Annotated in this window: 19 protein-coding genes and 1 riboswitch; of the genes, 15 read left to right on the plus strand and 4 right to left on the minus strand. The window is 32.9% G+C overall.

Going from position 1 to position 24,393, the window contains the following annotated elements; translation table 11 throughout:
• Positions 1–18: 18 nt before the first annotated feature.
• Positions 19–1,266, minus strand: a complete 1,248-nt coding sequence (locus AC8GF4_RS06145; protein ID WP_506593371.1) for an ABC transporter permease — start codon at positions 1,264–1,266, stop codon at positions 19–21.
• Between the two features lie 163 nt (positions 1,267–1,429).
• Between AC8GF4_RS06145 and purH the strand changes: the two genes are divergently transcribed.
• From purH to rodA, 6 genes are all read left to right on the plus strand, one after another.
• Positions 1,430–2,956, plus strand: coding sequence for a bifunctional phosphoribosylaminoimidazolecarboxamide formyltransferase/IMP cyclohydrolase (gene purH, locus AC8GF4_RS06150; protein ID WP_506593372.1), 1,527 nt, complete (start codon positions 1,430–1,432; stop codon positions 2,954–2,956).
• 54 nt (positions 2,957–3,010) lie between these two features.
• Complete coding sequence (locus AC8GF4_RS06155; RefSeq protein WP_100433056.1) at positions 3,011–4,039, plus strand: rod shape-determining protein; 1,029 nt, start codon at positions 3,011–3,013, stop codon at positions 4,037–4,039.
• Between the two features lie 91 nt (positions 4,040–4,130).
• On the plus strand, positions 4,131–4,958 hold the full coding sequence (mreC, locus tag AC8GF4_RS06160) for a rod shape-determining protein MreC (RefSeq protein ID WP_506593373.1): 828 nt from the start codon (positions 4,131–4,133) through the stop codon (positions 4,956–4,958).
• Complete coding sequence (locus AC8GF4_RS06165) at positions 4,951–5,457, plus strand: rod shape-determining protein MreD (RefSeq protein WP_506593374.1); 507 nt, start codon at positions 4,951–4,953, stop codon at positions 5,455–5,457. Before mreC ends, AC8GF4_RS06165 begins: the two co-directional genes overlap by 8 nt.
• Positions 5,454–7,394 carry a penicillin-binding protein 2 gene (gene mrdA, locus AC8GF4_RS06170; protein WP_506593375.1) on the plus strand — a complete coding sequence of 647 codons (1,941 nt, stop codon included), beginning with the start codon at positions 5,454–5,456 and terminating at the stop codon, positions 7,392–7,394. Before AC8GF4_RS06165 ends, mrdA begins: the two co-directional genes overlap by 4 nt.
• Before the next feature lie 14 nt (positions 7,395–7,408).
• Positions 7,409–8,644 (plus strand): rod shape-determining protein RodA, encoded by a 1,236-nt coding sequence (gene rodA / locus AC8GF4_RS06175; RefSeq protein ID WP_506593376.1) that lies wholly within the window; start codon positions 7,409–7,411, stop codon positions 8,642–8,644.
• Positions 8,645–8,653: 9 nt separating this feature from the next.
• Here the strand turns inward: rodA and AC8GF4_RS06180 are convergent, their stop codons facing one another.
• On the minus strand, positions 8,654–9,487 hold the full coding sequence (locus AC8GF4_RS06180) for a DNA/RNA non-specific endonuclease (RefSeq protein WP_506593377.1): 834 nt from the start codon (positions 9,485–9,487) through the stop codon (positions 8,654–8,656).
• Between the two features lie 82 nt (positions 9,488–9,569).
• A complete protein-coding gene (locus AC8GF4_RS06185) occupies positions 9,570–11,726 on the minus strand; it encodes a carboxy terminal-processing peptidase (protein WP_506593379.1) in 2,157 nt (718 codons plus the stop codon).
• A gap of 829 nt (positions 11,727–12,555) precedes the next feature.
• Here AC8GF4_RS06185 and AC8GF4_RS06190 point away from each other — a divergent pair.
• Both AC8GF4_RS06190 and AC8GF4_RS06195 read left to right on the plus strand, forming a co-directional pair.
• The gene (locus AC8GF4_RS06190) at positions 12,556–13,512 is read left to right on the plus strand and encodes a carboxypeptidase-like regulatory domain-containing protein (protein ID WP_506593380.1); all 957 of its coding nucleotides are present in this window, start codon (positions 12,556–12,558) and stop codon (positions 13,510–13,512) included.
• Positions 13,502–13,903, plus strand: a complete 402-nt coding sequence (locus AC8GF4_RS06195) for a DUF1573 domain-containing protein (protein ID WP_506593381.1) — start codon at positions 13,502–13,504, stop codon at positions 13,901–13,903. Before AC8GF4_RS06190 ends, AC8GF4_RS06195 begins: the two co-directional genes overlap by 11 nt.
• 64 nt (positions 13,904–13,967) lie before the next feature.
• On the opposite strand, the gene metK is transcribed toward AC8GF4_RS06195, so the two are convergent.
• A complete protein-coding gene (metK, locus tag AC8GF4_RS06200) occupies positions 13,968–15,218 on the minus strand; it encodes a methionine adenosyltransferase (RefSeq protein WP_116764085.1) in 1,251 nt (416 codons plus the stop codon).
• A gap of 766 nt (positions 15,219–15,984) precedes the next feature.
• Here metK and AC8GF4_RS06205 point away from each other — a divergent pair.
• The 7 genes from AC8GF4_RS06205 (at position 15,985) to AC8GF4_RS06235 (ending at position 24,116) form a co-directional block, all read left to right on the plus strand.
• Positions 15,985–17,262 carry an O-acetylhomoserine aminocarboxypropyltransferase/cysteine synthase family protein gene (locus tag AC8GF4_RS06205; protein ID WP_506593382.1) on the plus strand — a complete coding sequence of 426 codons (1,278 nt, stop codon included), beginning with the start codon at positions 15,985–15,987 and terminating at the stop codon, positions 17,260–17,262.
• 116 nt (positions 17,263–17,378) lie between these two features.
• Positions 17,379–17,588: a hypothetical protein gene (locus AC8GF4_RS06210; RefSeq protein ID WP_506593383.1), complete on the plus strand. Its 210-nt coding sequence runs from the start codon at positions 17,379–17,381 to the stop codon at positions 17,586–17,588.
• 260 nt (positions 17,589–17,848) lie between these two features.
• A riboswitch (SAM riboswitch) is annotated at positions 17,849–17,956 on the plus strand.
• Positions 17,957–18,033: 77 nt separating this feature from the next.
• Positions 18,034–18,999, plus strand: a complete 966-nt coding sequence (locus AC8GF4_RS06215; RefSeq protein WP_506593384.1) for an alpha/beta fold hydrolase — start codon at positions 18,034–18,036, stop codon at positions 18,997–18,999.
• Positions 19,000–19,592: 593 nt separating this feature from the next.
• Entirely contained in the window at positions 19,593–22,007 is a 2,415-nt protein-coding gene (gene thrA, locus AC8GF4_RS06220; protein ID WP_506593385.1) for a bifunctional aspartate kinase/homoserine dehydrogenase I, read from the plus strand.
• A gap of 53 nt (positions 22,008–22,060) precedes the next feature.
• Positions 22,061–22,417 (plus strand): hypothetical protein, encoded by a 357-nt coding sequence (locus AC8GF4_RS06225; protein ID WP_506593386.1) that lies wholly within the window; start codon positions 22,061–22,063, stop codon positions 22,415–22,417.
• 43 nt (positions 22,418–22,460) lie between these two features.
• Positions 22,461–22,889 carry an OsmC family protein gene (locus AC8GF4_RS06230; RefSeq protein WP_506593387.1) on the plus strand — a complete coding sequence of 143 codons (429 nt, stop codon included), beginning with the start codon at positions 22,461–22,463 and terminating at the stop codon, positions 22,887–22,889.
• A gap of 54 nt (positions 22,890–22,943) precedes the next feature.
• A complete protein-coding gene (locus AC8GF4_RS06235) occupies positions 22,944–24,116 on the plus strand; it encodes a trans-sulfuration enzyme family protein (protein ID WP_506593388.1) in 1,173 nt (390 codons plus the stop codon).
• Positions 24,117–24,393 lie beyond the last annotated feature (277 nt).

The following is a 24,393-nucleotide window of genomic DNA, read 5'->3' on the forward strand; positions in this document are numbered from 1 at the left end:
ACTTGGAACAACTCTTATTTACATTCCAGTTCTTATAGCTTCAACAGGATCTAATTTTGATGCTGAAATGGCAGGAAGTATTCCAGAAATTATACCAACTACAATGGATAATCCTGCTCCAATTATAATATTCCAAAAACTTAAAACAAACTCGAAATCCAATAAATTAGTCAAAAGCATTGATAATAACCAAACAAATGTCAACCCAATTGTTCCGCCAATCACACATAGAATAATAGCTTCAAATAAAAATTGGAACAATATAAATTTATTCTTTGCGCCTAATGATTTTTGAATACCTATAAGATTGGTTCGCTCTTTTACAGATACAAACATAATATTGGCAACTCCAAATCCTCCTACCAAAAAGGAAAAGAAGCTTATAAAAATTCCACCTATTCGTAAATTACCAATAATCTCGTCTATGAAATTTAAGAAACCTCCAAAGACATTGACGAAAAAATCATCTATTTCCCCTGCTTTCAACCCTCTGAAATTCCTGAGTTTTTGTGATATTTCACTTTTATATTCCTCCATATCCACTCCACTTTCTGGTTTGAAAATAATAACATTTGTTAGGTTTGGATTGTTATCTCCGTATAACCTACGAACAAAATTAACTGGAATAAATGCAGATGCATCATCACTGTCAAAAATGCTGGAACCTTGTTTTTTTAAAACTCCGATTACAGTGAATCTTTGACCATACAATCTCACGCTTTTTCCAATTGGTTCCGAATCTTCAAAAAGTAATTTTGAAATATCATTTCCAATGACTATTACAGGTGCACCAGAATTTGCTTCTGATTCATTGTAAAAACGACCTTTTTCAAATTCTAATCCTTGAATATCAATAAATTCATACGAAACGGGCACTATATTTACATCACTTGCAATATTGGATTCGTATTTTATGGATTCACTTTTGGTAAATATTTGATAGCCTAATTGATCGGTATGCGTCATTACGCTTTTCATATAAATATACTCAGAGTACTTGACATTTGGAAATTGCTGACTTTTCCATTGTGGAATATCCGACGGACCAAAGGAAAATTTTAGTAAATAGATCGTATTTTTATCCAAACTACTTAAATCTTTTGTAATTTTTCTATCCAAAGAATCTACAGCAGCAAGTATAGCTATAATTGAAAAAATTCCTATAGTAACCCCCAATAAAGAAAGCAATGTTCGTAATTTATTACTGCGTAAAGCATTCATGGCAAAACCAAAACTCTCTTTTAATAATCGTAGATAAACAAACATATTTTTAATTTTTTGTTACTGTAAAATTCAAGATTTTTATTGCAAAAACCAAAAAAGAATACATTTAACAATTGGTATGTTATTTTAAGACATTGTTACATTTTTTTATTGAATTATATTCTCAAAAAAAACTATTTTTGCATTTTATAATCATAACTACTCGATGAACACAACAAAAACAATCCAATCAGCTTTAATTTCGGTCTTTTCAAAAGAAGGTCTTGAACCAATAGTAAGAAAATTACACGAACAAAATGTGGTTTTTTATTCTACAGGAGGAACCGAGGAATTCATTAAAAATTTAGGAATTCCCGTTTTCCCTGTTGAAGATGTAACTTCTTATCCTTCTATTTTAGGAGGGCGTGTAAAAACATTACATCCAAAGGTTTTTGGAGGAATTTTAAACCGTCAGGACAACGAAAGCGATGTGCAACAAATGCAGGAATACAATATCCCGCAACTTGATTTGGTAATTGTTGATTTATACCCATTTGAAAAAACAGTTGCTTCTGGTGCAAGCGAAGAAGATATTATCGAAAAAATAGATATTGGTGGTATTTCATTGATTCGTGCTGCAGCAAAAAACTTTAAAGACACTGTAATTGTTTCGTCTATGGACCAATACGGTTTGTTTTTGGATATGATTACTACTCAAAATGGAGCAACGACATTGGCAGACAGAAAAGTATTGGCTACAAAAGCTTTTCATGTTTCTTCTCATTATGACGGAGCCATTTTTAATTATTTCAATACGGATGAAACGATTTATAAATCCAGTATAGAAAACGGTCAAGTATTGCGTTACGGAGAAAATCCACATCAAAAAGGATTTTTCTTTGGCGATTTTGAGGCTATGTTTACCAAAGTTCACGGTAAAGAATTGTCATATAATAATTTATTGGATGTTGATGCAGCGGTAAATTTAATAAATGAATTTAAAACTGACGGGCCAACATTCGCTATTTTGAAACACAATAATGCGTGTGGATTGGCAACAAGAAGCACAATTAGCGAGGCGTATAATGTAGCTTTAGCTTGTGATCCTACTTCTGCTTTTGGAGGTGTATTGATTGCTAATACAACAATTGATGTGGCTACTGCTAATGAAATTAACAAGTTGTTTTGTGAAGTTGTTATTGCTCCGTCATATGATGCAGAAGCAATTGCTATTTTACAAGAAAAGAAAAATAGAATTATATTAATCCAAAACGAAGTCGAATTGCCTCAAAAACAGGTAAGAACCTGTTTGAATGGATTGTTGATTCAAGAAAGAAACAATATCACTGATACTAAAGCAGACTTAAAAACCGTTACAACATCAGCACCTACAGAGCAAGAAATTGAAGATTTAATTTTTGCTTCTAAAGTGTGTAAAAACACCAAATCAAATACCATTGTATTTGCTAAGAATGGAACATTGATTTCTTCAGGAACAGGACAAACTTCAAGAGTAGATGCATTATTACAAGCCATCGAAAAAGCTAAAGTTTTTGGATTTAGCTTAGAAGGAGCTTCTATGGCGAGTGATGCTTTTTTCCCTTTCCCAGATTGTGTTGAAATTGCAAAGAACGCTGGAATAACAGCCGTAATTCAACCTGGAGGATCAATCAAAGACGAATTGAGCATTAATTATTGCAATGAAAATAATCTTGCAATGGTATTTACAGGAACACGTCATTTTAAACATTAATTTGTTTAACTTTGTGCGTAAATTATTTATAACTTTTTAACCCTTAAAAGGCATATGGGATTTTTTGATTTCATGACCGAGGATATCGCGATAGACCTTGGTACAGCGAACACTTTAATCATTCACAATGACAAAGTCGTAATTGACAGTCCGTCTATTGTTGCGCGTGATCGAATATCAGGCAAAATAATTGCAGTTGGTAAAGAAGCCAATATGATGCAAGGGAAGACGCATGAAAACATTAAAACAATTAGACCGTTAAAAGATGGTGTAATTGCAGATTTTGATGCCTCAGAAAAAATGATAAGTATGTTTATCAAAAGCATACCAGCATTGAAAAAAAGAATGTTTACACCAGCCTTAAGGATGGTTGTTTGTATCCCTTCTGGTATTACAGAAGTGGAGATGAGAGCGGTAAAAGAATCGTGTGAAAGAGTAAATGGTAAAGAAGTGTATTTGATTCATGAGCCTATGGCTGCTGCAATTGGTATTGGTATCGATATTATGCAACCAAAAGGTAACATGATTGTTGATATAGGTGGTGGAACAACCGAAATTGCTGTAATTGCATTGGGTGGAATCGTTTGTGATAAATCTGTGAAAATTGCAGGTGACGTTTTTACCAACGATATTGTTTATTATATGCGTACACAACACAATCTTTTTGTTGGGGAAAGTACAGCAGAGAAAATAAAAATTCAGATAGGTGCAGCGATAGAAGATTTGGAAACTCCTCCAGAAGACATGTCAGTTCAAGGAAGAGATTTGTTGACTGGGAAGCCAAAACAGGTTGAAGTGTCGTACAGAGAAATTGCTAAAGCATTGGACAAATCGATTCAAAGAATTGAAGATGCAGTAATGGAAACATTATCTCAAACTCCACCAGAGTTAGCAGCAGATATTTATAACACAGGTATCTATCTTGCAGGTGGTGGATCGATGTTGAGAGGGCTTGACAAAAGAATTTCTCAAAAAACAGATTTACCAGTTTATATTGCCGAAGATCCATTAAGAGCTGTAGTTAGAGGAACAGGAATGGCTCTTAAGAATATTACTAAATTCAAAAACATCCTTATTAAATAATAAAAACATACCAAATTCCAAGTTGTACTAGTATATTATTTGGGATTTGGAATTTTTAAATTTGATTTTAATAAAATTTTAATTTTATACAATGCAGCAAATATTTTCTTTTATTATAAAAAACAGTAATAGATTGCTGTTTTTGCTGCTTTTGGGTATTTCGTTATCCCTTACAATACAATCCCATTCTTTTCATAGAAGTAAAATCATAAGTTCTGCCAATTTTTTGAGCGGAGGCGTTTATGAAAGAATAAATTCTATGGAAGAATATCTTAATTTGAAAGAACAAAATGAAGAATTGGCAATGGAAAATGCTAATTTAAAAAGTTTGCTTTTCAAAACCCAAGATACTGCTAAGATTCCTAAATTAGAAAACTTAAAAAGTGTTTTACCTGAAGATATAGTGATTGCCAAGGTCATTCATAACTCATTTAATGTGTATGAAAACTTTTTAACTCTAAATGCAGGTGCAAAATCAGGGATTAAACCGGATATGGGAGTTGTAAATAGTTTGGGTATAGTGGGTATTACTGACAATGTATCTGCCAATTATTCAACAGTTATTAGTATTTTGAATGTAAAATCTCAAATCAATGCCAAGATTAAAAATTCGGATCATTTTGGAACCTTGAATTGGGATGGAAAAAATGCTGGGTTTGTTCAATTGATTGATGTACCTAGATTAGCAAGTATCCGAAAAGGAGATACTATTGTTACAGGTGGGCAATCTGTAATATTTCCAGAAAATATTGGTATTGGTACAATCGAAAACATATATATCCCAGGTGACAAAACTCATTATTACAGTATAAAAGTAAAATTATTTAACGATATGACCAATTTAGGTCATGTTTATATTTTAAAATCAGGAAACAGCGAAGAAATTTTAAATTTAGAAAAACAAGGAAAAGATGAATAGCACGTTGTTAGTGAACATTTTTCGATTTGTATTGTTATTGGCTGTTCAAATTCTAGTTTTTAATAACATGAATTTTTGGGGTTATATAAGTGCATTTCCTTATATTCTTTTTATTATTTTGTATCCGGTAAACGGAAACAAATCTGGTCTACTTGTTGCTAGTTTTTTTCTTGGATTAATAATGGATTTGTTTTGTAATTCTGGAGGTGTACATGCAACAGCTTGTGTGCTTTTAGCTTATTTTAGACCTTTCTTTTTTAAATTTTCATTTGGACTAAGTTATGAATATCAAACCGTAAAATTAAATGATGTCCTAACACCAGAACGATTTACTTTTATTTTACTCTCTGTTATTACTCATAACTTCATTTTGTTTCTATTAGAATCTTTTCAAATAAGTTTCTTTTTAGATGTATTACTTAGAACGCTTTTGAGTACAGTATTTACTATAATTAGTTGTATTATTCTAATTTATCTTATAAAGCCAAATAAAAGATGAGAAAAGTATTGTTGCCAGCTTTGATTATAATTGGCGCTTCTTTATTAATCATTCGAATAGTCTTTTTGCAAATTATTGATGACACTTACAAATTAAAGTCGGACAATAATGCTATTAAAATTAAATATGATTATCCAGAACGGGGTTATATATATGATAGAAATGGTGTATTGCTTGTTGCCAATCAACCTTCTTATGATATCATGGTAATTCCAAGGGAATTAAAAAACACAGATACTATAGAGTTTTGTCAATTATTGAATATAACTAAGGAAGACTTTATAAAAAAAATTGAAAAAGCCAAAGTCTATAGTCCAAGATTACCCTCCGTATTTTTGCCTCAATTGAATAAAAATGAATTTGCTGCTTTTCAAGAAAAAATCAGAAAATTTGAAGGTTTTTATTTTCAGAAACGTTCATTACGAGACTATGAAGTTAATTATGGTGCCAATATTTTTGGTTTTATTACACAAGTAAATGAAAAATTAATAGCAAAAAATCCATACTACAAAAGTGGTGATTTAATAGGTAAACAAGGAGTTGAACAAAGCTATGAAGATATTCTTCGCGGTGTAAAAGGCGTTAAATATTTTCAAAAAGATAAATTTAACCGAGAAATAGGTTCTTTTAAAGAAGGGAAATACGATACCATTGCCGTTCAAGGAGAGGATATAAATTTAACCATTGATGCAGCCATTCAAAAATATGGTGAAGAGCTAATGATTAATAAAAGAGGTGGAATTGTAGCTATTGAACCTAGAACAGGGGAGATATTAGCACTTGTTACCGCTCCATCTTATGATCCTGGTATATTAGTAGGAAGACAGCGTTCCAAAAATTATACTAAATTATATCGCGATTCTATTGCAAAACCTCTTTATGATAGAGGATTACTGGCCGAATATCCTCCTGGGTCTCCTTTTAAAATCATGACTGGTTTGGTTGGCTTGCAGGAAGAAGTAATAGACGAACAAACTACTTTTGGTTGTAGTCACGGATTTTCCTATGCAAGGGGGCGTTTTCAAGGGTGTCATTGTGGAATTTTCGGGCCAAGAAGTCTAAATGTTGGAATTTATAAATCTTGTAATGCATATTTCTCAAATGTTTATCTAAAAACTATAGCCAAATATGCAAAACCTGCTTATTCTGTAGATGTATGGAGTAATCATATTAAGAGTTTTGGATTGGGTCAGTTTATGGGTTATGATTTACCAACTGGTAAAAAAGGAAATATCCCTTCTTCCAAAACATACAAAAAAATATACCCTAATGGTGGCTGGAGAGGAACAACGATAATTTCAAACGCAATTGGTCAAGGGGAAGTTCTAATGACTCCAATTCAATTGGCGAATATGATGTCGACGGTTGCAAATGAAGGATATTATTATACTCCTCATATTATTAAAAAGATAAAAGGTGAAAAAATTGACACCAAGTTTACGACAAAACATGTAACTACAATTGACAAAAAATATTTCCCTCCAATGATTCAAGGATTGTTTGATGTTTATAACCACGGTACAGCCTATGCCTTAAAAGTTGAAGGAATAGATATTTGTGGAAAGACAGGAACAGCAGAAAATTTTGCTAAAATTGATGGGGTTAGAACCAAAATGCAAGATCACTCCATTTTTGTTGCATTTGCTCCAAAAGACAACCCAAAAATTGCTATTGCAGTTTTAGTAGAAAACGGTGGGTATGGAGCTACAATTGCGGGACCTATTGCCAGTTTAATGATCGAAAAATATTTAAAAAAGAAAATTTCTAGAACTGATTTAGAAACAAGAGTTTTAAATATCAGTTTGCAAGGGCGTTATGCAAAACTTGGAGGACTTTCTGATGAAGTTAAAAAAGAATTGAGAATAAAAGATTCTATTTTACAAAGTAAAGTTAAAGCAGCTGCTGTAAAAAGAGACACGACAAAAACCAAAAAATAATACATTCATATCAAATGAAAAATCAAAGTTTATCAAACAATATTGATTGGATATGTATCATTATCTATATTGCACTTGTGTTTATGGGTTGGTTGAATATTTATTCTTCTTCATTGTCATCTATAGAAGGGACTTATGAAAAGCAAGCAATTTTTATAGCTCTTACAGTTCCTTTAATTTTTGTATTATTATACATTGACGGTAAATTTTACGAAAAATATGCCAGTATCATTTTTGTTATTTCATTATTATCATTAGCGGGTTTATTTGTTTTTGGTAAAACAATTGCAGGTCAAAGATGTTGGTATGGAATTGGTAGTTTTACATTGCAACCATCAGAATTTGCAAAAGCAGCAACTGCATTGGCATTGGCAAAATACCTAAGTGACACTCAAATTAATTTAAAAGATATCAATAGACAGATACAAGCATTGGCAATTGTTTTTCTTCCTGTTATGCTTATTTTGCCTCAACCCGATCCGGGGAGTGCATTAATTTACAGTATTTTTATAATAGTATTGTATCGTGAAGGGTTGCCTTCTTGGTATGTTTGGACTGGATTTATTACTATTTTATTATTTGTATTAACTTTGGTTTTGGAACCTCAATATGTAATTTTAATTGCCTTACTTGTAATAGTATTTGTTCATTACAAATCCAGACTAGGAGATCGAAACATTGTTTTGAGTTCCATTCTTTTTGCAATTATATCGGGTTTTGTTCTTTCTGTAAATTATGTTTTTACGAATGTTTTCAAACAGCATCACCGAGATCGATTTAATATTTTATTGGGTAAAGAAGTCGATATGAAAGGGATTGGGTATAATACCAATCAATCAGAGATTGCCATTGGTTCGGGAGGTTGGTTTGGTAAAGGTTTTCTTGAGGGTACTCAAACCAAAGGAGGATTTGTACCAGAACAGCATACAGATTATATTTTTACTACCGTAGGCGAAGAATGGGGCTTTGTTGGGTCGGTAATAGTAATTGGATTATTTACGGGGTTATTTCTACGTATAATATATCTTGCTGAAAGACAAAAAACAAAATTCAGCAGAGTATACGGATATTGTGTAGCTGGAATTTTGTTTACACACTTTTTTGTAAATATTGGTATGGTAATTGGGATATTTCCAACCATTGGAGTTCCTCTGCCTTTCTTTTCATACGGGGGGTCTGGTTTGTGGGGATTTACGATTTTGTTGTTTATTTTTATAAAAATGGATGCCAATAAAGTAAACGAATGGTAAACTTGCCTTTTAGTTAAAACTCCAATCTTTATAATCCTTATTTTTTTCTAATTTATTTTCAATTGAGTCTTCTAAATTGGGAAAGAAATCAATTCCTGTAATTTTTTCAATATCATCTACAGAAACCGTATAACTGTATAAAGGTTTGTCGCTTTTTGCATTTGGTACTAAGAATGCAATCACTTTGTATTTGCCTTTGGTATTGTTTAAAATTATTTTATAAAAACGATCAGGAATGGCTACTTTTTCTTTTCCTATAGTTGGTAAAAAATTTGTCAATACTCCACCAGTGACAACATAAACACCATTGTATTTTTCAGACCAATACCGCACTTTTTCTTCCAATCTGTTCCAAACACCATCATTGAATTCGTGTAGCTGTGGAGAAATATTTGAGGTAAAAAAAGTGTCATCATATGCAGATTTGTCAAATGTCATATCGCCAGCTGGACAAAGATGGCCTTTATCATATCCTGAATTTTTGTAGTTTTTCCAATCAGCCGATTTTGTTGTTACTTTTGGATCTTCAATAAAAAAGGGTCTTTTAAAATGATTTCTTTTTCTTTTTTGAATCTTAAGTTCATATGCTACCCATTCTGCTTGTTCGTATATTTCATTATAAGACAATGTGTAATATTGGTGTTTTACAATTTGATTGGTTGTTGAAACAGGTAAATAATCAAAAGGGGTACTGATTTTAGTCTTTTCTGAATGCATAAAATCATTGGGAATGCCGGTTTTCCGAATATTATCAGGAGTTATTTCCTTTAATTGTTTGTCTTTACAAGAGTTAAACACGGCAATTGAAAAAGTAAATAAAGTAATTTTTTGTATAAATTTCATTGTTTTAATTTATTAGAATAAATAAAAAGGAACACTTTCAGTTTATGAAGTGTTCCTTTTGTTTTTTATAAAGTGAAAATTATTAAGATTTAACTAGTTTAGTTTTCTTAAATTCTGGAATGTTACGTTTAACAATTAATTTTGGTTGAAGATCATTTAATACATTTAAAGCTTCTTCTACATAAATATCTTTTGATAAATTTTCATGCCATCTTTCTCTTTTTTCTTTTAAAGAAGGATCGAGGACCATACCTTCCATTTCATAAGGTAAAGATATAAATATCAAATTGTTCTTGTAATCTGCTATAGGTTTGTATTTTTTAGAGCTGTTTTCAATTTCATTTTGTGCAATTTTAAATTTATCAATATTCAAACTGTAGGTGTTCATTTCGCTTCTGCTATCAATCCATTTTGCATTTTCTTCAATTAATTTAAAAAGATTATTTTGCTCAATTCTTTGCTTACTATTAGATATAGCTTGATCAAATTTTAAATTGTCTTTCCATATTGGATATGCAGCTGCGTCAATTTTATCCCAGGCCATAGCATGAGCTTCATCACGTTCTCCCATTTTTAGATATTCATATCGATCGGGCATTACAATATCGCTGCTAACCCCCTCGAGTTGTGTAGCTCCCCCATTAATTCTATAAAATTTTTGAGTTGTTATTTTTAATGCGCCCAAATCTCCAGCTGTGCTATTATGCACATATTCATTCAAGTCAAGTACTTTTTGAACCGTTCCTTTACCATAGGTTTGTTTGCTGCCAACGATTATCCCTCTTTTGTAATCTTGAATTGCAGCAGCTAAAATCTCTGATGCTGAAGCCGAAAATTCATTTACCATTATAACCAAAGGGCCATCCCATGCTATTTTTTTATCTGTATCATACAATATTTCTTTTTTGTCGCCTGATTTTACTTGGACTATAGGACCTTCTTCTATAAACAAACCTGCAATATCAACTACCGAAGCCAATGAGCCTCCACCATCATCACGTACGTCCAAAACAATACCGCTTACTTCTGCTTTTTTCAATCGCTCTACTTCAATAGCAATGTCTTTTCCAGAATCTTTTCCTTTTCCGTCTTTATTTTCAAAATCTTTGTAAAATTTAGGTAAATAAATAACTCCATATTTTAATCCATTTTTCTCAACAATACTGGATTTTACATACGTTTCTTCAATCTCTACTATATCTCTAATGATAGGAATGATTTGTATTGTTCCATCTGCTTTTTTCACGGTCAGACGAACTTCAGAACCTTTTGGTCCTTTTATTTTTTTTATAACATCAGCCAAACGCATGCCAATAATATCTACTGCTACACCGTTAGATTGTCCAACTTTTAACAATAAATCCCCTTTTTCTAGTTGTTTTCCTCGCCAAGCAGGTCCTCCAGAAATTAGTTCTAAAACTTCTATATAATCGTTTTTCTTTTGCAATTGGGCGCCAATACCTTCAAATTTGCCACTCATACTTACATCAAATCGCTCTTTTTGTTCGGGTGCAAAATAAGAAGTGTGTGGGTCAAATTGAGACGTTATGGAGTTAATATATAATGTAAACCAATCGTCTCTTTTTAATTCATACATAAATTCAAACGACTCATTCAAAGATTTCAGGGAGCTGTCTCTTGTTTCTTTTTCTAAGATCAAGTCTGTTTTTGCAACATAATTGGGGTCTTTTAGTTTTTTATCCTCCTCTATTTTAAGTTTGTCAGAATAAGATGAAAGTGTTGATAATTTTATTTGTTTCCTCCATTTATTTTTTAATTCTGCTGCGTTTTTAGAATAAGGTGCTTTGTCGTAATCAACATTAAAATCTTCATCAACTTTGTAATCAAAAGGGGAGCTAAGTACAATTTTGTATATTTTTTTACTGTCTTCCATACGAAGCATTAATCGATCATAAGTAAGATTGAAGAAAGTTAAATCCTTTTTATTTAATTGATCATCCAACTCCAATTCGAATTTTGAAAACTCATTGATATCCGACTGCAAGAAAAAACGTTTAGAAGGGTCCAAAGCAGTTATATAATCTTTGTATACTTCTTTAGAAAAAGCATCATCAATAGTAGCTGGATTGTAATGTCCTTTTTGAAGCACAAAAGTCAACAACTCCAAAAGGAGTTTATCTCGATCTGGATCTGTTTTTTTATTAGAATTACTATTGAATGAAAATAAGGCAACTGAAAGGCATACTATGGTTAAGAGTCTTGTGTTATTCTTTTTCATATGTAGAAAATATTTGTTTTTTAATAGAATATGTTTTCGCTAGATCTTCACGGGTGTTGGCTACAGCTGTCGCTAAAGCGATTTCTTAATTCTAATACTATAAATGGAGTAAATATTTTTCTAAATTACATTAAATTTTAGGTCAATATCAAAGCTATTGCATATTTTTTTGTTAAACGTAATAATTTAATTTTATCAGAAAGAACTTTCTTGTATTTTGGATAAAAAAAACCGTCTCGTTTATAAAACAAGACGGTTTTTTTATTTAAATAATTTTAGATTTTTTTACAATCCAAAAGCAGTTTTTACTTGATCAACGAAATCTAATTTTTCCCAAGTAAACAAATCAATGATTATTGTTGTTATTCGCATGGTAAGACGCTTTTAAAAAACCAATTTTTATTTACAAATAAAACTAAAATATTAAAAAATTACTTATTTATTTAAAAAAGACATTGCCATTTCATTTTTTTTTAATAGTTTTACGATGTAGAATTATTCTTACAGTCGTTTGCAATTTTATCGTGTTAGCCGAAAAACGAAAGAGTAGGTGTTAAAAATTAAATACATTAAAATGAATAAAATTAAATTATTTGGAGTTATTGCAGTTTTGGGATCAAGTATGTTTTTTTCTACACCTTCTCAAGCAAAGGTTAGTGAGTATTGTTACGCAGGAGAAGTTATGTCGGTAACTTCGTATTCTATATTTGGTATTACATTATATGAAAGTATTCCACATCTTACCGGTAGATCTTGTTAATAATTTAAAAAGTAGGAATAAAAATGAAATAGGTCGCATAAACCGATCTATTTCTTATAAATTTAAATTATGAAATTAGCCCACACTATTCTTTTATTATGTTTTCTAAATCCTTATATATATTCTCAAACTATTTCAGGAGTTATAAAAGATAGTAATAGTAATCAACTAATTGAATCTGTTACTGTTACTATGCTTGAAAGTAAAGAAACCGTATCTACAGATGAATTGGGTAAATATCTAATAAATATTAAAGATAATAAAGACCTCCTAATAGTTTCTTGTATAGGTTATCAAAGTGTATTAATTGATTTAAATAATTTTATAGAAAAGAAAATATATACAGTCGATTTGTATTTAGTGCCTCAAGTCGAAGAATTAAAAGAAATAGTGGTGTCTAATTCTTTTAAAGGGAATTATACTTTTAAAAAAATAGGATTAAAAAAAGGAATTGTTGTTGCATGGCTAGTACAGTCAGGACATGAGGTTTGTACACTTGTAAAGACACCTTTTTTTGAAGATCAATATGTTAAAACGGTAATATTGAATGTAGAAAAGAGATTTAAGAAAGAATTTTTTTTAAATCATTTTAAGATTAATTTTTACGAGTATGATGAAATTCAAAAAAAACCGGGAGCCAAAATTAATACAGAAGAAATCATTGTTTTGCCAGAAAATAAAAATTATGCTTTAGCGGTTGATGTCAATTCACATGGTATTCCTTTTCCAACTAAAGGACTTTGTATTGGTGTTGAAGTAATCAATACTCTTGGAATTCCATACGACATAGGGCCACGAGATATAAGTTCAAAAGCTAAATTACAAAATTTTAGGGATGAAAAAATAATGCCTGCGCCTTTTTTGGGGTTTGCTCGGTCAAATAATGGTATTGATATACAAACATGGGAAAGGAATATTGACAAACAATTGGGTTGGGGTAAATGTCCTGCCACAGTTGGTGGTAAGTTTTCAGATATTAATTTAAAAATAAACGTTGAAGTTAAAATTAAAGACAATGAAAAATAAAATTATTTATATTTTAGCAGGCTTGGCAGCTTTTGTGGTTTTTATAGCAATGAATATTAAAAAAGAGATCACTTTTAGTGAATATGCCAAAACGAAAATTGAGAATAGAATAATTGATTTTGGCGTTGCAAAATTGGGGGGCACTATAAAAAAGGTTTATGCAATAGAAAACATTTCAGACAAATCTTTTGTAATATCAGAATTACAGAGTGATAAGGATGTTTTTTATGAAGGTACTATTTTGGATAAATCAAATTTTCCGGGACAGAAAAAATCAATTTATGTTCAGTTTATTCCTGAAACCAAAGGAATAGTTTCGAGACAAATCGAAGTCGTTAGTAATTCTACTTCTGGGATTATTAAACTGGAATTAAAAGGAAGAGTTGAGTAATAAAGCAAAACCGTCTCGTTTATAAAACAAGACGGTTTCTATATTTAAATAATTTTAGATTTTTTTACAATCCAAAAGCAGTTTTTACTTGATCAACGAAATCTAATTTTTCCCAAGTAAACAAATCAACTGTTACCGTTTTTGTTAAACCACCAGGAGCAGAGAATGTTTTGGTTACGGTTTCTGGAGTACGTCCCATGTGTCCGTAAGCAGCAGTTTCGCTATAGATTGGGTTTCTTAATTTCAAACGTTGCTCGATGAAGTAAGGACGCATATCAAAAATAGCTTCTACTTTTTTGGCAATTTCACCATTTGTTAAGTTTACTTTTGATGTTCCGTAAGTATCAATAAAAATACCCATTGGTTTTGCAACACCAATTGCATAAGAAACCTGTACCAAAATCTCATCGGCAACACCAGCTGCAACCAGGTTTTTGGCAATATGACGAGTAGCATAAGCTGCACTTCTGTCTACTTTACTTGGGTCTTTTCCAGAGAAAGCACCACCACCGTGAGCTCCTTTTCCACCGTAAGTATCTACAATGATTTTTCTTCCCGTCAATCCTGTATCTCCGTGAGGTCCTCCAATTACGAATTTCCCTGTTGGATTAATATGATATTGAATTTTATCATTGAATAAGTGTGCATGAGCAGGATTTTTTGCAATTATTCTCGGAATTAATATTTCTACAATGTCTTTTTTGATTTTAGCAAGCATAGTAGCTTCTTCGTCAAAATCGTCGTGTTGCGTAGAAATTACGATAGCATCAATACGTGTTGGCTTGTTGTCATCACTATATTCTAAAGTAACTTGAGACTTTGCATCAGGACGTAAATACTTTATTTCGTTGTCTTCACGTCTCAAAATCGCTAATTCTTGCAATAATTTATGAGATAAATCAAGTGCCAAAGGCATGTAATTTTCAGTTTCATTTGTTGCATAACCAAACATCATTCCTTGGTCACCAGCTCCTTGCTCTTCTTTGCTAGCTCTGTCAACTCCTTGGTTAATATCTGCAGATTGTTCGTGAATTGCTGAAAGAATACCACAAGAGTTGGCTTCAAACATGTATTCACTTTTTGTATAACCAATTTTGCGAATCACTTCGCGTGCAATTTGTTGAACATCTAAGTAAGTGTTTGATTTTACCTCTCCCGCCAATATTACTTGACCAGTTGTAACCAATGTTTCACAAGCTACTTTTGAGTCAGCATCAAATGCCAAAAAGTTATCAATTAATGCATCCGAAATTTGATCTGCTACTTTGTCTGGGTGTCCCTCACTTACAGATTCTGACGTAAATAAATATGCCATAATAATTATAATTTTTTAAAATTAATCGAGAAAAAAATAATTGCTAGAAAGGCTAAAGGAGAGTTTCTGCTTTAGCATTTTTTCTACTGAAAATTTTCAGTATCCATAATGAATCCAGTTCATTATGAAGAGGTTGCAATCAGTTCAAATTTTTCCTCTTGTATTCGGGTGCAAATGTATGAAACCATTTTGAATTGTAAATTGTTCTTAACTTTTTTTTTGATAGAAAACAGGAATTAACTTTAGAATAATATGTTAGAGAATGAATGAAATGTTAGTTTATTGTTATTTTACCGATTTTCATTTGGAAAAATGGAAAAAAGTTTGCAAATTTGCTACAACAAAAACAAAAAAGATGAAATTTAATGTGTGCAATATGTCTAAAACCATTCAGGAAAAATCCTGCACGGAGTGTATAGCTTAATTTTAAATTCAAAAAATATAGCAAAAACCTCCCAAAAAATTGGGGGGTTTTTTTTTAGTTCTTTTTTTAAACAATACGATATCAATTAATAATAAAGCATGAAGCAAAATTACTCAAACATTCAGGTTGCCATTTACAAATCGAAGACGATGATGTGTGTCAATGCCATTATGTGTATTTGTAGTTGCTGATTCCAAAAGTATAAGTTTATCATATAACTTAAAACCCTTTTGGATATGTATCTAAAAGGGTTTTTTGTTTTTCGGCTATCAAAATGGAAAAGTCAAAATAGAAATAAAAACAGAAAAGTTTTTTTAAATAAAAAATTAAATAAAATAAATTATGAGTTCAAATAAATTCGCAACCAATGCATTGCACGCAGGACATGATGTTACAAAACACGCTGGAACACAAGCGGTGCCTATTTATCAAACGACATCTTATGTGTTTAATAATTCGGAACATGCCGCCAATTTATTTGGACTTGCAGAAGCTGGATTTATTTATACCCGATTAAATAATCCAACAAATGATATTCTAGAGCAACGTTTGGCTACTCTTGAAGGAGGGATTGGTGCAGTAGTAACTGCCTCAGGAACTGCTGCACTTGCTACTTCGTTGTTGGTTTTGCTAAAAACGGGAGATCATATTGTAGCTTCTAATAGTTTGTATGGTGGAACCTATAATTTATTGAGTGCAACTTTGCCAAGATTGGGGATCACAACCACATTTGTTGACCCATCTGATCCTACTAATTTTACCAAAGCTGCCAAAGAAAACACTAAAATATTTTTTGCAGAAAGCTTAGGAAATCCAAAATTAGACGTTCTTGACCTTAAAGCCATTTCGGAAGAAGCCAAAGCCTTTAAAGTTCCATTTATTGTAGATAACACAGTTCCATCACCTTATTTATTGAATCCTATTGAACATGGAGCTAATATTGTCATTCACTCCCTGACCAAATACATTTCAGGAAACGGAACTTCATTAGGAGGAGTTGTTATTGATGCTGGAACTTTTGATTGGAGCAGTGGAAGATTTTCTGAGTTTACAGAGCCTTCCCCTAGTTATCATGGGTTGATTTATCATGAAGCACTTGGAAATGCAGCGTTTATTGCCAAAGTAAGAATTGAAGGATTACGGGATTATGGAGCAGCCTTGAGTCCGTTTAATGCTTTTCAGATTATACAGGGATTGGAAACCTTGCCAGTTCGAGTCCAGAAGCACTCCGAAAACGGATTGGCAATAGCTCAGTGGTTAGAAAAACAAGAAGCGGTAGCTTGGGTCAATTATCCCGGTTTGAAATCGAGTAAGTATTATGATTTAGCCCAGAAATATTTGCCAAAAGGACAAAACGGTTTGCTGACATTTGGTTTAAAAGGAGGATTTGAAGCGGCGAAGAAAGTGGCTGATGAAACAAAGTTATTTTCACTTTTAGCTAATATTGGAGACACCAAATCCTTGATTATCCATCCCGCTAGTACAACGCATCAGCAATTGTCGGATGCAGAGCAGGTCGCCACGGGAGTTACCAAAGATTTGATTCGACTTTCTGTAGGTTTGGAAGATATTGAAGATTTAAAAGCCGATTTGTCTGCCATTTTTGTCGAATTGAAATAAGAGTAAACACAATTTATTTTTTAGGAAACTAATCGAATTGTGTTAATAAGAAAAATGCCCTACAGTATTCAACCTACAAGCCATAAAAATAAAAATTAATTGTAAAATAAAGAAAGATGAAAACTATAACATATATCACAAGCAGAATAGAATTACTAAAAAATGCAATTTTAAAAGCAATAAAAGTAGAACCGTTTAACCCAATGAAAGAGTTGGACCATACGAGATTTCATGTAGATAAAAATTTCGATTTGAAATCAAAAAAAGGCAAAACTTCTTTGTTGTTTCATATGTACTCTAAAGAAAACGAAACTCTTTTTATCTAATAATAAGACTGCAACAGAAAATGTGTTGTTAAAAAATATTTGCCATGAATTGTGCGTATAAAAACACGAACTATTTTTTTTAATGGAAATAAAATCGTGAGAATTGGTTCAATTCGTGGCAATTTTTTAATTGATGAGCAGTTATTATTTCGAATATGAATTGAATTATTATTTGCTTGTTTCATAAAATTGTAGTTAATTTGCACTGTTAAGTAATTGTTTTATTTCAAAACCTTTGCTAAGTTCAGAAACGTATTGAAATGTTATAAAGAAAGGCAGAGGGATTAGACCCAATGAAGCCTTAGCAACCCTTCGATTTATCGAAGAAGGTGCTGCATTCTACCACGCCAAACGTGGACAGATAACACAAGAAATCATCTAGTTTTTTCTAGCTTTCTTCATAATATTTCCAGGTACAAATCAAAAAATCAAAATAGATTTGAAATTGGAAAATAAACCAAACACAATTACCATACAAAATTTCACTACCGAAAGTGGTGCTTTTTATGCTACGCTTAATTTGAGTTATCAGCTTTTTGGTCCCGTATTGCATACTGCGCCTATTGTTTTGGTCAATCATGCATTAACTGGAAATTCACAAGTGGTGGGCTTAAAAGGTTGGTGGAATGTACTCATTGGCGAGAACAGAACGATAGACACCAATAAATATACCATACTTGCTTTTAATGTTCCTGGGAATGGTTTTGACGATACTGTAATCGAAAACTATTTGGATTTTACGGCTAGAGATATAGCCAGACTTTTTATAGAAGGACTCAAAATACTTCAAATTACGCAATTATTTGCCATCATCGGAGGTTCTGTAGGTGGCGGAATTGCTTGGGAAATTGCTGGATTATCACCACAAATCACAAAACATTTAATTCCGATTGCAACCGACTGGAAATCGACAGATTGGTTGATTGCCAATTGTTTTTTGCAAGAACAAATTTTGAATAATTCGGTTAAGCCAATTGAAGACGCTCGCATTCACGCGATGTTGTGTTACCGAACGCCAGAATCTTTTAAAGCAAAATTTGACAGAACAACTAACACAGAATTAGCGGTTTTTAATATCGAAAGTTGGCTGAATCATCATGGTAAGAAATTACAAAAAAGGTTTCAGCTTTCGGCATATAAGTTGATGAATCAATTGCTGAAAACGATAGATATTTCAAGAAATAGAGAGTCTTTTATTAGTGTAGCCTCAAAAATAGAAGCGGATATTCATATTATTGGAATCAATTCGGATTTGTTTTTTACGGTAAAGGAGAATAAAGAAACTTATGAGGAATTAAAAAAACACAAAGCCAATGTAACGTTTCAAGAGATTGATTCCATTCACGGACACGATGCTTTTTTGATTGAATATAAACAACTTGATAATTTGCTGAAAGGGGTTTTTAATTAGACTATTTTTTGGTTGTCCTGCAAGGTTTTTTTTAACCTTGTAGGTATGACTATAAAAACAAGAATACCTACAAGGTCTGAAAAAGACCTTGCAGGAATAGAGTTCGATTGAGAAAAGTTTTTTTTTAGTTAAAATATTTTTTGGTTGTCCTGCAAGGTTTTTTTTTAACCTTGTAGGTATGACTATAAAAACCAGAATACCTACAAGGTCCGAAAAAGACCATACAGGAATAGGGTTCGATTGAGAAAAGGTTTTTTAGGAAATAAAAGCTTCTGGTTAAACGAAAAAGGTCTGGGTCACCGCTCGCGTGAGGGATGGGCTAAGCTACCGAAGTAGCAGCAACAGCCCGACCCCGTTAAGGAAAGGGGCTTTGTAAGCGGTGCTACAAGTAAGCCCCTTTTCTTAACGGGGGCACGCCCAAAAGAGTATAATAGTTGATAATAATTGGTTTACAGATTTTGCTGCATGGTCTTTTTTTGACGGTGTAGGTATTAGAATCTAACAAACATACCTACAAGGTTAGAAAAAACCTTGCAGGAAAATAGAAATAGAAAAATGGTTGAAACAAGATTTCGGCTTTAAAAAATAGGATAATGAAAATATTAAAATTTGGAGGAAAGTCTTTGTCAAATGGAGACGGAATCAATAAGGTGGTGGCGATTATTGCTGGAAAAGTAACTAACGGAGAACAGATTGCTGTAGTGGTTTCGGCGCGTGGAAACGCTACAGATGAATTGGAAGAGATATTGGCTTTGGCGGCTAAAAATGGAAATTACAAGCCACTTTTTGAAGATTTTAAAACCTACCAACAAGATGTTTATGCAGATGTGGACTTGACTGAAGAGTTCAATAAGCTCGAAAAACTTTTTGAAGGCGTGAGCTTAATTGGGGATTATAGCGTGAAAATAAAAGATGAAGTGCTGTCTAAAGGAGAGTTGCTTTCGGCCAAATTGTTGACAGCTATTTTAATCCAAAACGGTATCAACGCCAACTTTGCCGACACTAGAGAGTTGATAAAAACCGACTCGAATTATGGAGATGCACAGCCAGTTGAACAGATTTCGAAGAAAAATGTGGTGGCGTATTTTAAAGAGCACAACGGCACAACGGTGAATGTGGTGACTGGTTTTATTGGTTCTAACACCAAAAACGAGGCGACAACTTTGGGAAGAAACGGAAGTAACTACACAGCTTCATTGCTGGCGAATTATCTGGATGCAGAGGAGCTTCAAAATTATACGCACGTTGACGGAATTTATACAGCGAATCCTGATTTGGTTCTGGATGCCAAAAAAATTGACCATTTGTCTTTTAACGAAGCCAATGAGCTAGCCAATTTTGGAGCCACAATTTTGCATGCCAAAACTATTATTCCGTTGATTGAAAAAAATATTCCGTTGCGAATCTTGAATACGTTCAATCACGAAAATCAAGGAACATTGATTACTGGCAAAGCTGATAAAGAAGGAATTAAAACACTTTCGGTTCTGGAAAATGTGGCTTTGGTAAATCTGGAAGGAAGAGGATTACTAGGAAAAACCGGAGTTGATGCCCGTATTTTTAAAGTGATGGGAGACAACGAAATTAGTGTGAGTATCATCTCGCAAGGTTCTTCAGAAAGAGGTATTGGGCTTGTAGTAGATGCTGATAAAGCAACTCGCGCGATGATTGAATTGGAAAAAGAATTTGAAAATGATTTTTACTCCAAAGACGTTAACAAAATTACGGTTACCGATAATGTTTCGGTGATTTCGATAATCGGGCAGGATTTGAGTACGTTTCACAAACCATATACCGCTTTAATCAAAAACAAAATTGTTCCGATCCTTTTCAACAACACGGTTACGGGTAAAAACGTGAGTTTGGTAGTGAAAAAATCGGAACTGAACAAGGCTTTGAATGTAATTCACGGAGAGATTTTTGGAGTTTCGAAGAAAATTAATATTGCGATTTTTGGTCACGGATTGGTAGGAGGAACGTTGATTAACCAAATTTTGGAATCGGCTGGTGCTATCGAAAAACGCAAAGGAATTAAACTGAATGTTTTTGCTATTGCCAATTCCAAAAGTGTGCTTTTGAATAAAGACGGCGTTTCGCCAAATTGGAGAAATGAAATTCAAACCAACGGAACTTCGTATACGATTGATGATGTTATTGCTTTTGCAAACGAGCATCACTTGGAGAATTTGATTGCGATTGACAATTCGGCATCTGCTGTTTTTGTTGAAAATTACATCAAATTGGCGGAGAATAGTTTTGACTTGATATCGTCCAATAAAGTAGCAAATACCTTGAGTTATGCATTTTATAAACAATTGCGACAAGTGTTGGAAGACAATCAAAAAACCTACCTTTATGAGACTAATGTTGGTGCTGGTTTACCATTGATTGATACGATAAAATTATTGCACCTTTCGGGTGAAAATATCACTAAGATTAAAGGAGTTTTCTCAGGAACTTTGAGTTATTTATTCAATAATTTTTCTGCGAAAGACGCTCCGTTTAGTGAGATATTAAAAGAAGCAATCGATAATGGTTACACCGAGCCAGATCCAAGAGAAGACCTTTGTGGGAATGACGTTGGTAGAAAATTATTGATCTTGGCGAGAGAATTGGACTTGCAAAACGAGTTTGAAGAGATTAATATTCAGAATTTAATTCCAGAACATTTACGTGAAGGTGATGTTTCTGATTTCTTGAATAAATTGACCGAATTTGATCCTATTTATGCCAAAATTAAAGCAGATCAAGAACCCAATCATGTGTTGCGATACATTGGAGAATTATCTGGTGATTTGCAAAACGACAAAGGAAATCTGGAAGTGAAACTGGTTTCGGTACCAAAAGAAACTGCTTTGGGCGGATTAAAAGGTTCGGATTCGTTTTTCGAAATTTATACAGAATCTTATGGAGACCGACCAATCGTGATCCAAGGAGCAGGAGCAGGATCGGCAGTAACGGCGAGAGGCGTTTTTGGAGATATTTTGAGGTTATCGGATAAAGGGTAGGGATTTTAGATTTCAGATTTTAGAAATTAGGAAATAAGTAAACATTATACTTTATGGATTTAATCTTCATTATAATTGGAATGAATGTGTCAATTGTGTTTTTATTTGATAAAAGTAAACTCGATGATAAGTTTTGGTTTTCTAGATTATTGATAGTTAATGTGGTTTTTTTTCTAATCGCTTCAATTTTTTTTATAAATGGTTTTTTGAAAAACACTGCTATTAACTCTTTATTTATGCCACTGATTTCTCAAACAATGTATTATACAATGAGTAAATTATTTTATTTGAAATACGAAAGAAGTACGTCGGATACTTTTTGGACAATGGATAGAAGTTTATTCGTAGATGGTTGGTTTAATGCTATATTTTGGATAATTTCAATATTACTTTTCTTAATTGTACTCTAAAGAGTTGGTACAAATTAATTCAATTTTTTTTAAAAAAATAACAATGAAAATAACACTTAACAGAGTAAACGATAACTTCCACTTTGAGTTAAAAAACGAAAGAGGTCATATTGTAAACGTAGACAGCCGTCCGGAATTTGGCGGAAACGATATGGGCGCAAGCCCAATGGAATTGGTATTAATGGGCGTTGCAGGTTGTAGCGCGATTGATATGATTTCGATTCTAAAAAAACAGCGTCAGGAAATTACTTCTTTCAAAGCTGAGGTAGAAGGCGAACGCGTGCAAGTTGGAGAAGCAAAACCATTCAAAGACATTTATATAGTGTTTTCATTGGAAGGAATTATTAAAGAAGACAAAGCAACCAAAGCGGCTCAATTGTCTTTCGATAAATACTGCTCAGTTTCCAAAACATTGGAACCAACTGCAACCATACATTATAAAGTAGTTTTGAACGGAGTTGAATTGGCGTAAGTGATCAATTCCAACAACTTCTAATTTCTAACTTCTAAATTCTAACCTTAAAATATGAACGAACAAGAATTTGGTTTTGAAACCCAAGCCATACGTACCCAATTAGAAAGAACGCAATTTCAGGAACATTCAGTGCCTTTATACTTAACATCTAGTTTTGTATTTGAAGATGCCGAAGATATGCGCGCTTCATTTGCTGAGGAGAAAGACCGAAATATTTACAGCCGTTATAGCAATCCCAATACCAACGAATTTATAGACAAAATTTGTAAAATGGAAGGTGCTGAGTCGGGATTCGCCTTTGCCTCGGGAATGGCGGCCGTGTATTCAACTTTGGCGGCTTTGTTGAACTCAGGAGACCATATTGTTTCGGCAAGTAGTGTTTTTGGAGCGACACATTCGTTGTTTATCAATTATTTTCCGAAATGGGGAATTGAAACATCGTATTTTGATATTGACAAGCCCGAAACCATTGAAAGTTTCATCAAACCAAACACAAAGATTCTTTTTGCCGAATCTCCAACCAATCCAGCAGTAGACATTATCGATTTGGAATTGTTAGGAGCTATCGCCAAAAAACATAATTTGATTTTGATAATTGACAACTGCTTTGCTACACCTTATTTACAGCAACCGATAAAATGGGGTGCACATTTGGTAGTGCATTCAGCTACAAAATTGATAGATGGTCAAGGTAGAGTTTTGGGCGGAATAACCGTTGGAGATGCCGAATTGATTCAGAAAATCTATTTATTTTCTCGACTTACAGGTCCTTCCTTATCGCCATTTAATGCTTGGGTATTATCAAAAAGTTTAGAAACATTGGCCATTCGTTTAGACAGACATTGTGAAAATGCCTTGAAAGTGGCAACGTTTTTGGAAAGCCATCCTCAGGTGAATAAAGTGAAATATCCTTTTTTGAAATCACATCCGCAATACGAAATTGCCAAAAAGCAAATGAAATTAGGAGGTAACATCGTGGCCTTCGAAATCAAAGGCGGACTCGAAGCAGGAAGAGCCTTTTTGGACAAAATAAAATTGTGTTCCTTGTCCCCAAACCTAGGAGATACCAGAACCATAGTAACGCATCCAGCCTCTACAACCCACAGTAAATTGTCTCAAGAAGAACGTTTGGCGGTAAGTATTACCGATGGTTTGGTGCGAGTATCCGTAGGATTAGAAACCGTGGCCGATGTCATTGCCGATTTGGAGCAGGCACTTTCATAAAGATTTTAAAATTATAGCTATAGCCCAATGTCATTAAGTTAAGCTTTGTTTTTTCTCGCCAAGACGCAAAGGCGCAAAGTTAAGAGTCGATTTCTTGGCGTCTTCGCGTCTTTGCGAGAGTTATATTTTGAAAAAGCGTAGTGAGAAACCCTTAACCTTTAGATTTGTAATATGTTTTTTTAAGCAAAATAGAATTAATTTTAAAGTAACCAAACTGACAAAGTAAACCATCTCCTTAACAAAGTAATTGGACTTATATTAAGATTAGGACTTTGTC

This window comes from Flavobacterium rarum (SeqCode) (genome assembly GCF_965234445.1).
Classification (GTDB): domain Bacteria; phylum Bacteroidota; class Bacteroidia; order Flavobacteriales; family Flavobacteriaceae; genus Flavobacterium; species Flavobacterium rarum.

What these genes read in the sequence shown, in the direction of transcription:
- AC8GF4_RS06235 (WP_506593388.1), top strand. Translation starts at nt 22,944, where the DNA reads ATGAACGAACAAGAATTTGGTTTTGAAACCCAAGCCATACGTACCCAA.
- AC8GF4_RS06190 (WP_506593380.1), top strand. Translation starts at nt 12,556, where the DNA reads ATGAAATTAGCCCACACTATTCTTTTATTATGTTTTCTAAATCCTTAT.
- metK (WP_116764085.1), bottom strand. Translation starts at nt 15,218, where the DNA reads ATGGCATATTTATTTACGTCAGAATCTGTAAGTGAGGGACACCCAGAC.
- AC8GF4_RS06230 (WP_506593387.1), top strand. Translation starts at nt 22,461, where the DNA reads ATGAAAATAACACTTAACAGAGTAAACGATAACTTCCACTTTGAGTTA.
- AC8GF4_RS06205 (WP_506593382.1), top strand. Translation starts at nt 15,985, where the DNA reads ATGAGTTCAAATAAATTCGCAACCAATGCATTGCACGCAGGACATGAT.
- AC8GF4_RS06180 (WP_506593377.1), bottom strand. Translation starts at nt 9,487, where the DNA reads ATGAAATTTATACAAAAAATTACTTTATTTACTTTTTCAATTGCCGTG.
- mreC (WP_506593373.1), top strand. Translation starts at nt 4,131, where the DNA reads ATGCAGCAAATATTTTCTTTTATTATAAAAAACAGTAATAGATTGCTG.
- AC8GF4_RS06195 (WP_506593381.1), top strand. Translation starts at nt 13,502, where the DNA reads ATGAAAAATAAAATTATTTATATTTTAGCAGGCTTGGCAGCTTTTGTG.
- thrA (WP_506593385.1), top strand. Translation starts at nt 19,593, where the DNA reads ATGAAAATATTAAAATTTGGAGGAAAGTCTTTGTCAAATGGAGACGGA.
- rodA (WP_506593376.1), top strand. Translation starts at nt 7,409, where the DNA reads ATGAAAAATCAAAGTTTATCAAACAATATTGATTGGATATGTATCATT.
- mrdA (WP_506593375.1), top strand. Translation starts at nt 5,454, where the DNA reads ATGAGAAAAGTATTGTTGCCAGCTTTGATTATAATTGGCGCTTCTTTA.
- AC8GF4_RS06165 (WP_506593374.1), top strand. Translation starts at nt 4,951, where the DNA reads ATGAATAGCACGTTGTTAGTGAACATTTTTCGATTTGTATTGTTATTG.
- AC8GF4_RS06210 (WP_506593383.1), top strand. Translation starts at nt 17,379, where the DNA reads ATGAAAACTATAACATATATCACAAGCAGAATAGAATTACTAAAAAAT.
- AC8GF4_RS06155 (WP_100433056.1), top strand. Translation starts at nt 3,011, where the DNA reads ATGGGATTTTTTGATTTCATGACCGAGGATATCGCGATAGACCTTGGT.
- purH (WP_506593372.1), top strand. Translation starts at nt 1,430, where the DNA reads ATGAACACAACAAAAACAATCCAATCAGCTTTAATTTCGGTCTTTTCA.
- AC8GF4_RS06185 (WP_506593379.1), bottom strand. Translation starts at nt 11,726, where the DNA reads ATGAAAAAGAATAACACAAGACTCTTAACCATAGTATGCCTTTCAGTT.
- AC8GF4_RS06145 (WP_506593371.1), bottom strand. Translation starts at nt 1,266, where the DNA reads ATGTTTGTTTATCTACGATTATTAAAAGAGAGTTTTGGTTTTGCCATG.
- AC8GF4_RS06225 (WP_506593386.1), top strand. Translation starts at nt 22,061, where the DNA reads ATGGATTTAATCTTCATTATAATTGGAATGAATGTGTCAATTGTGTTT.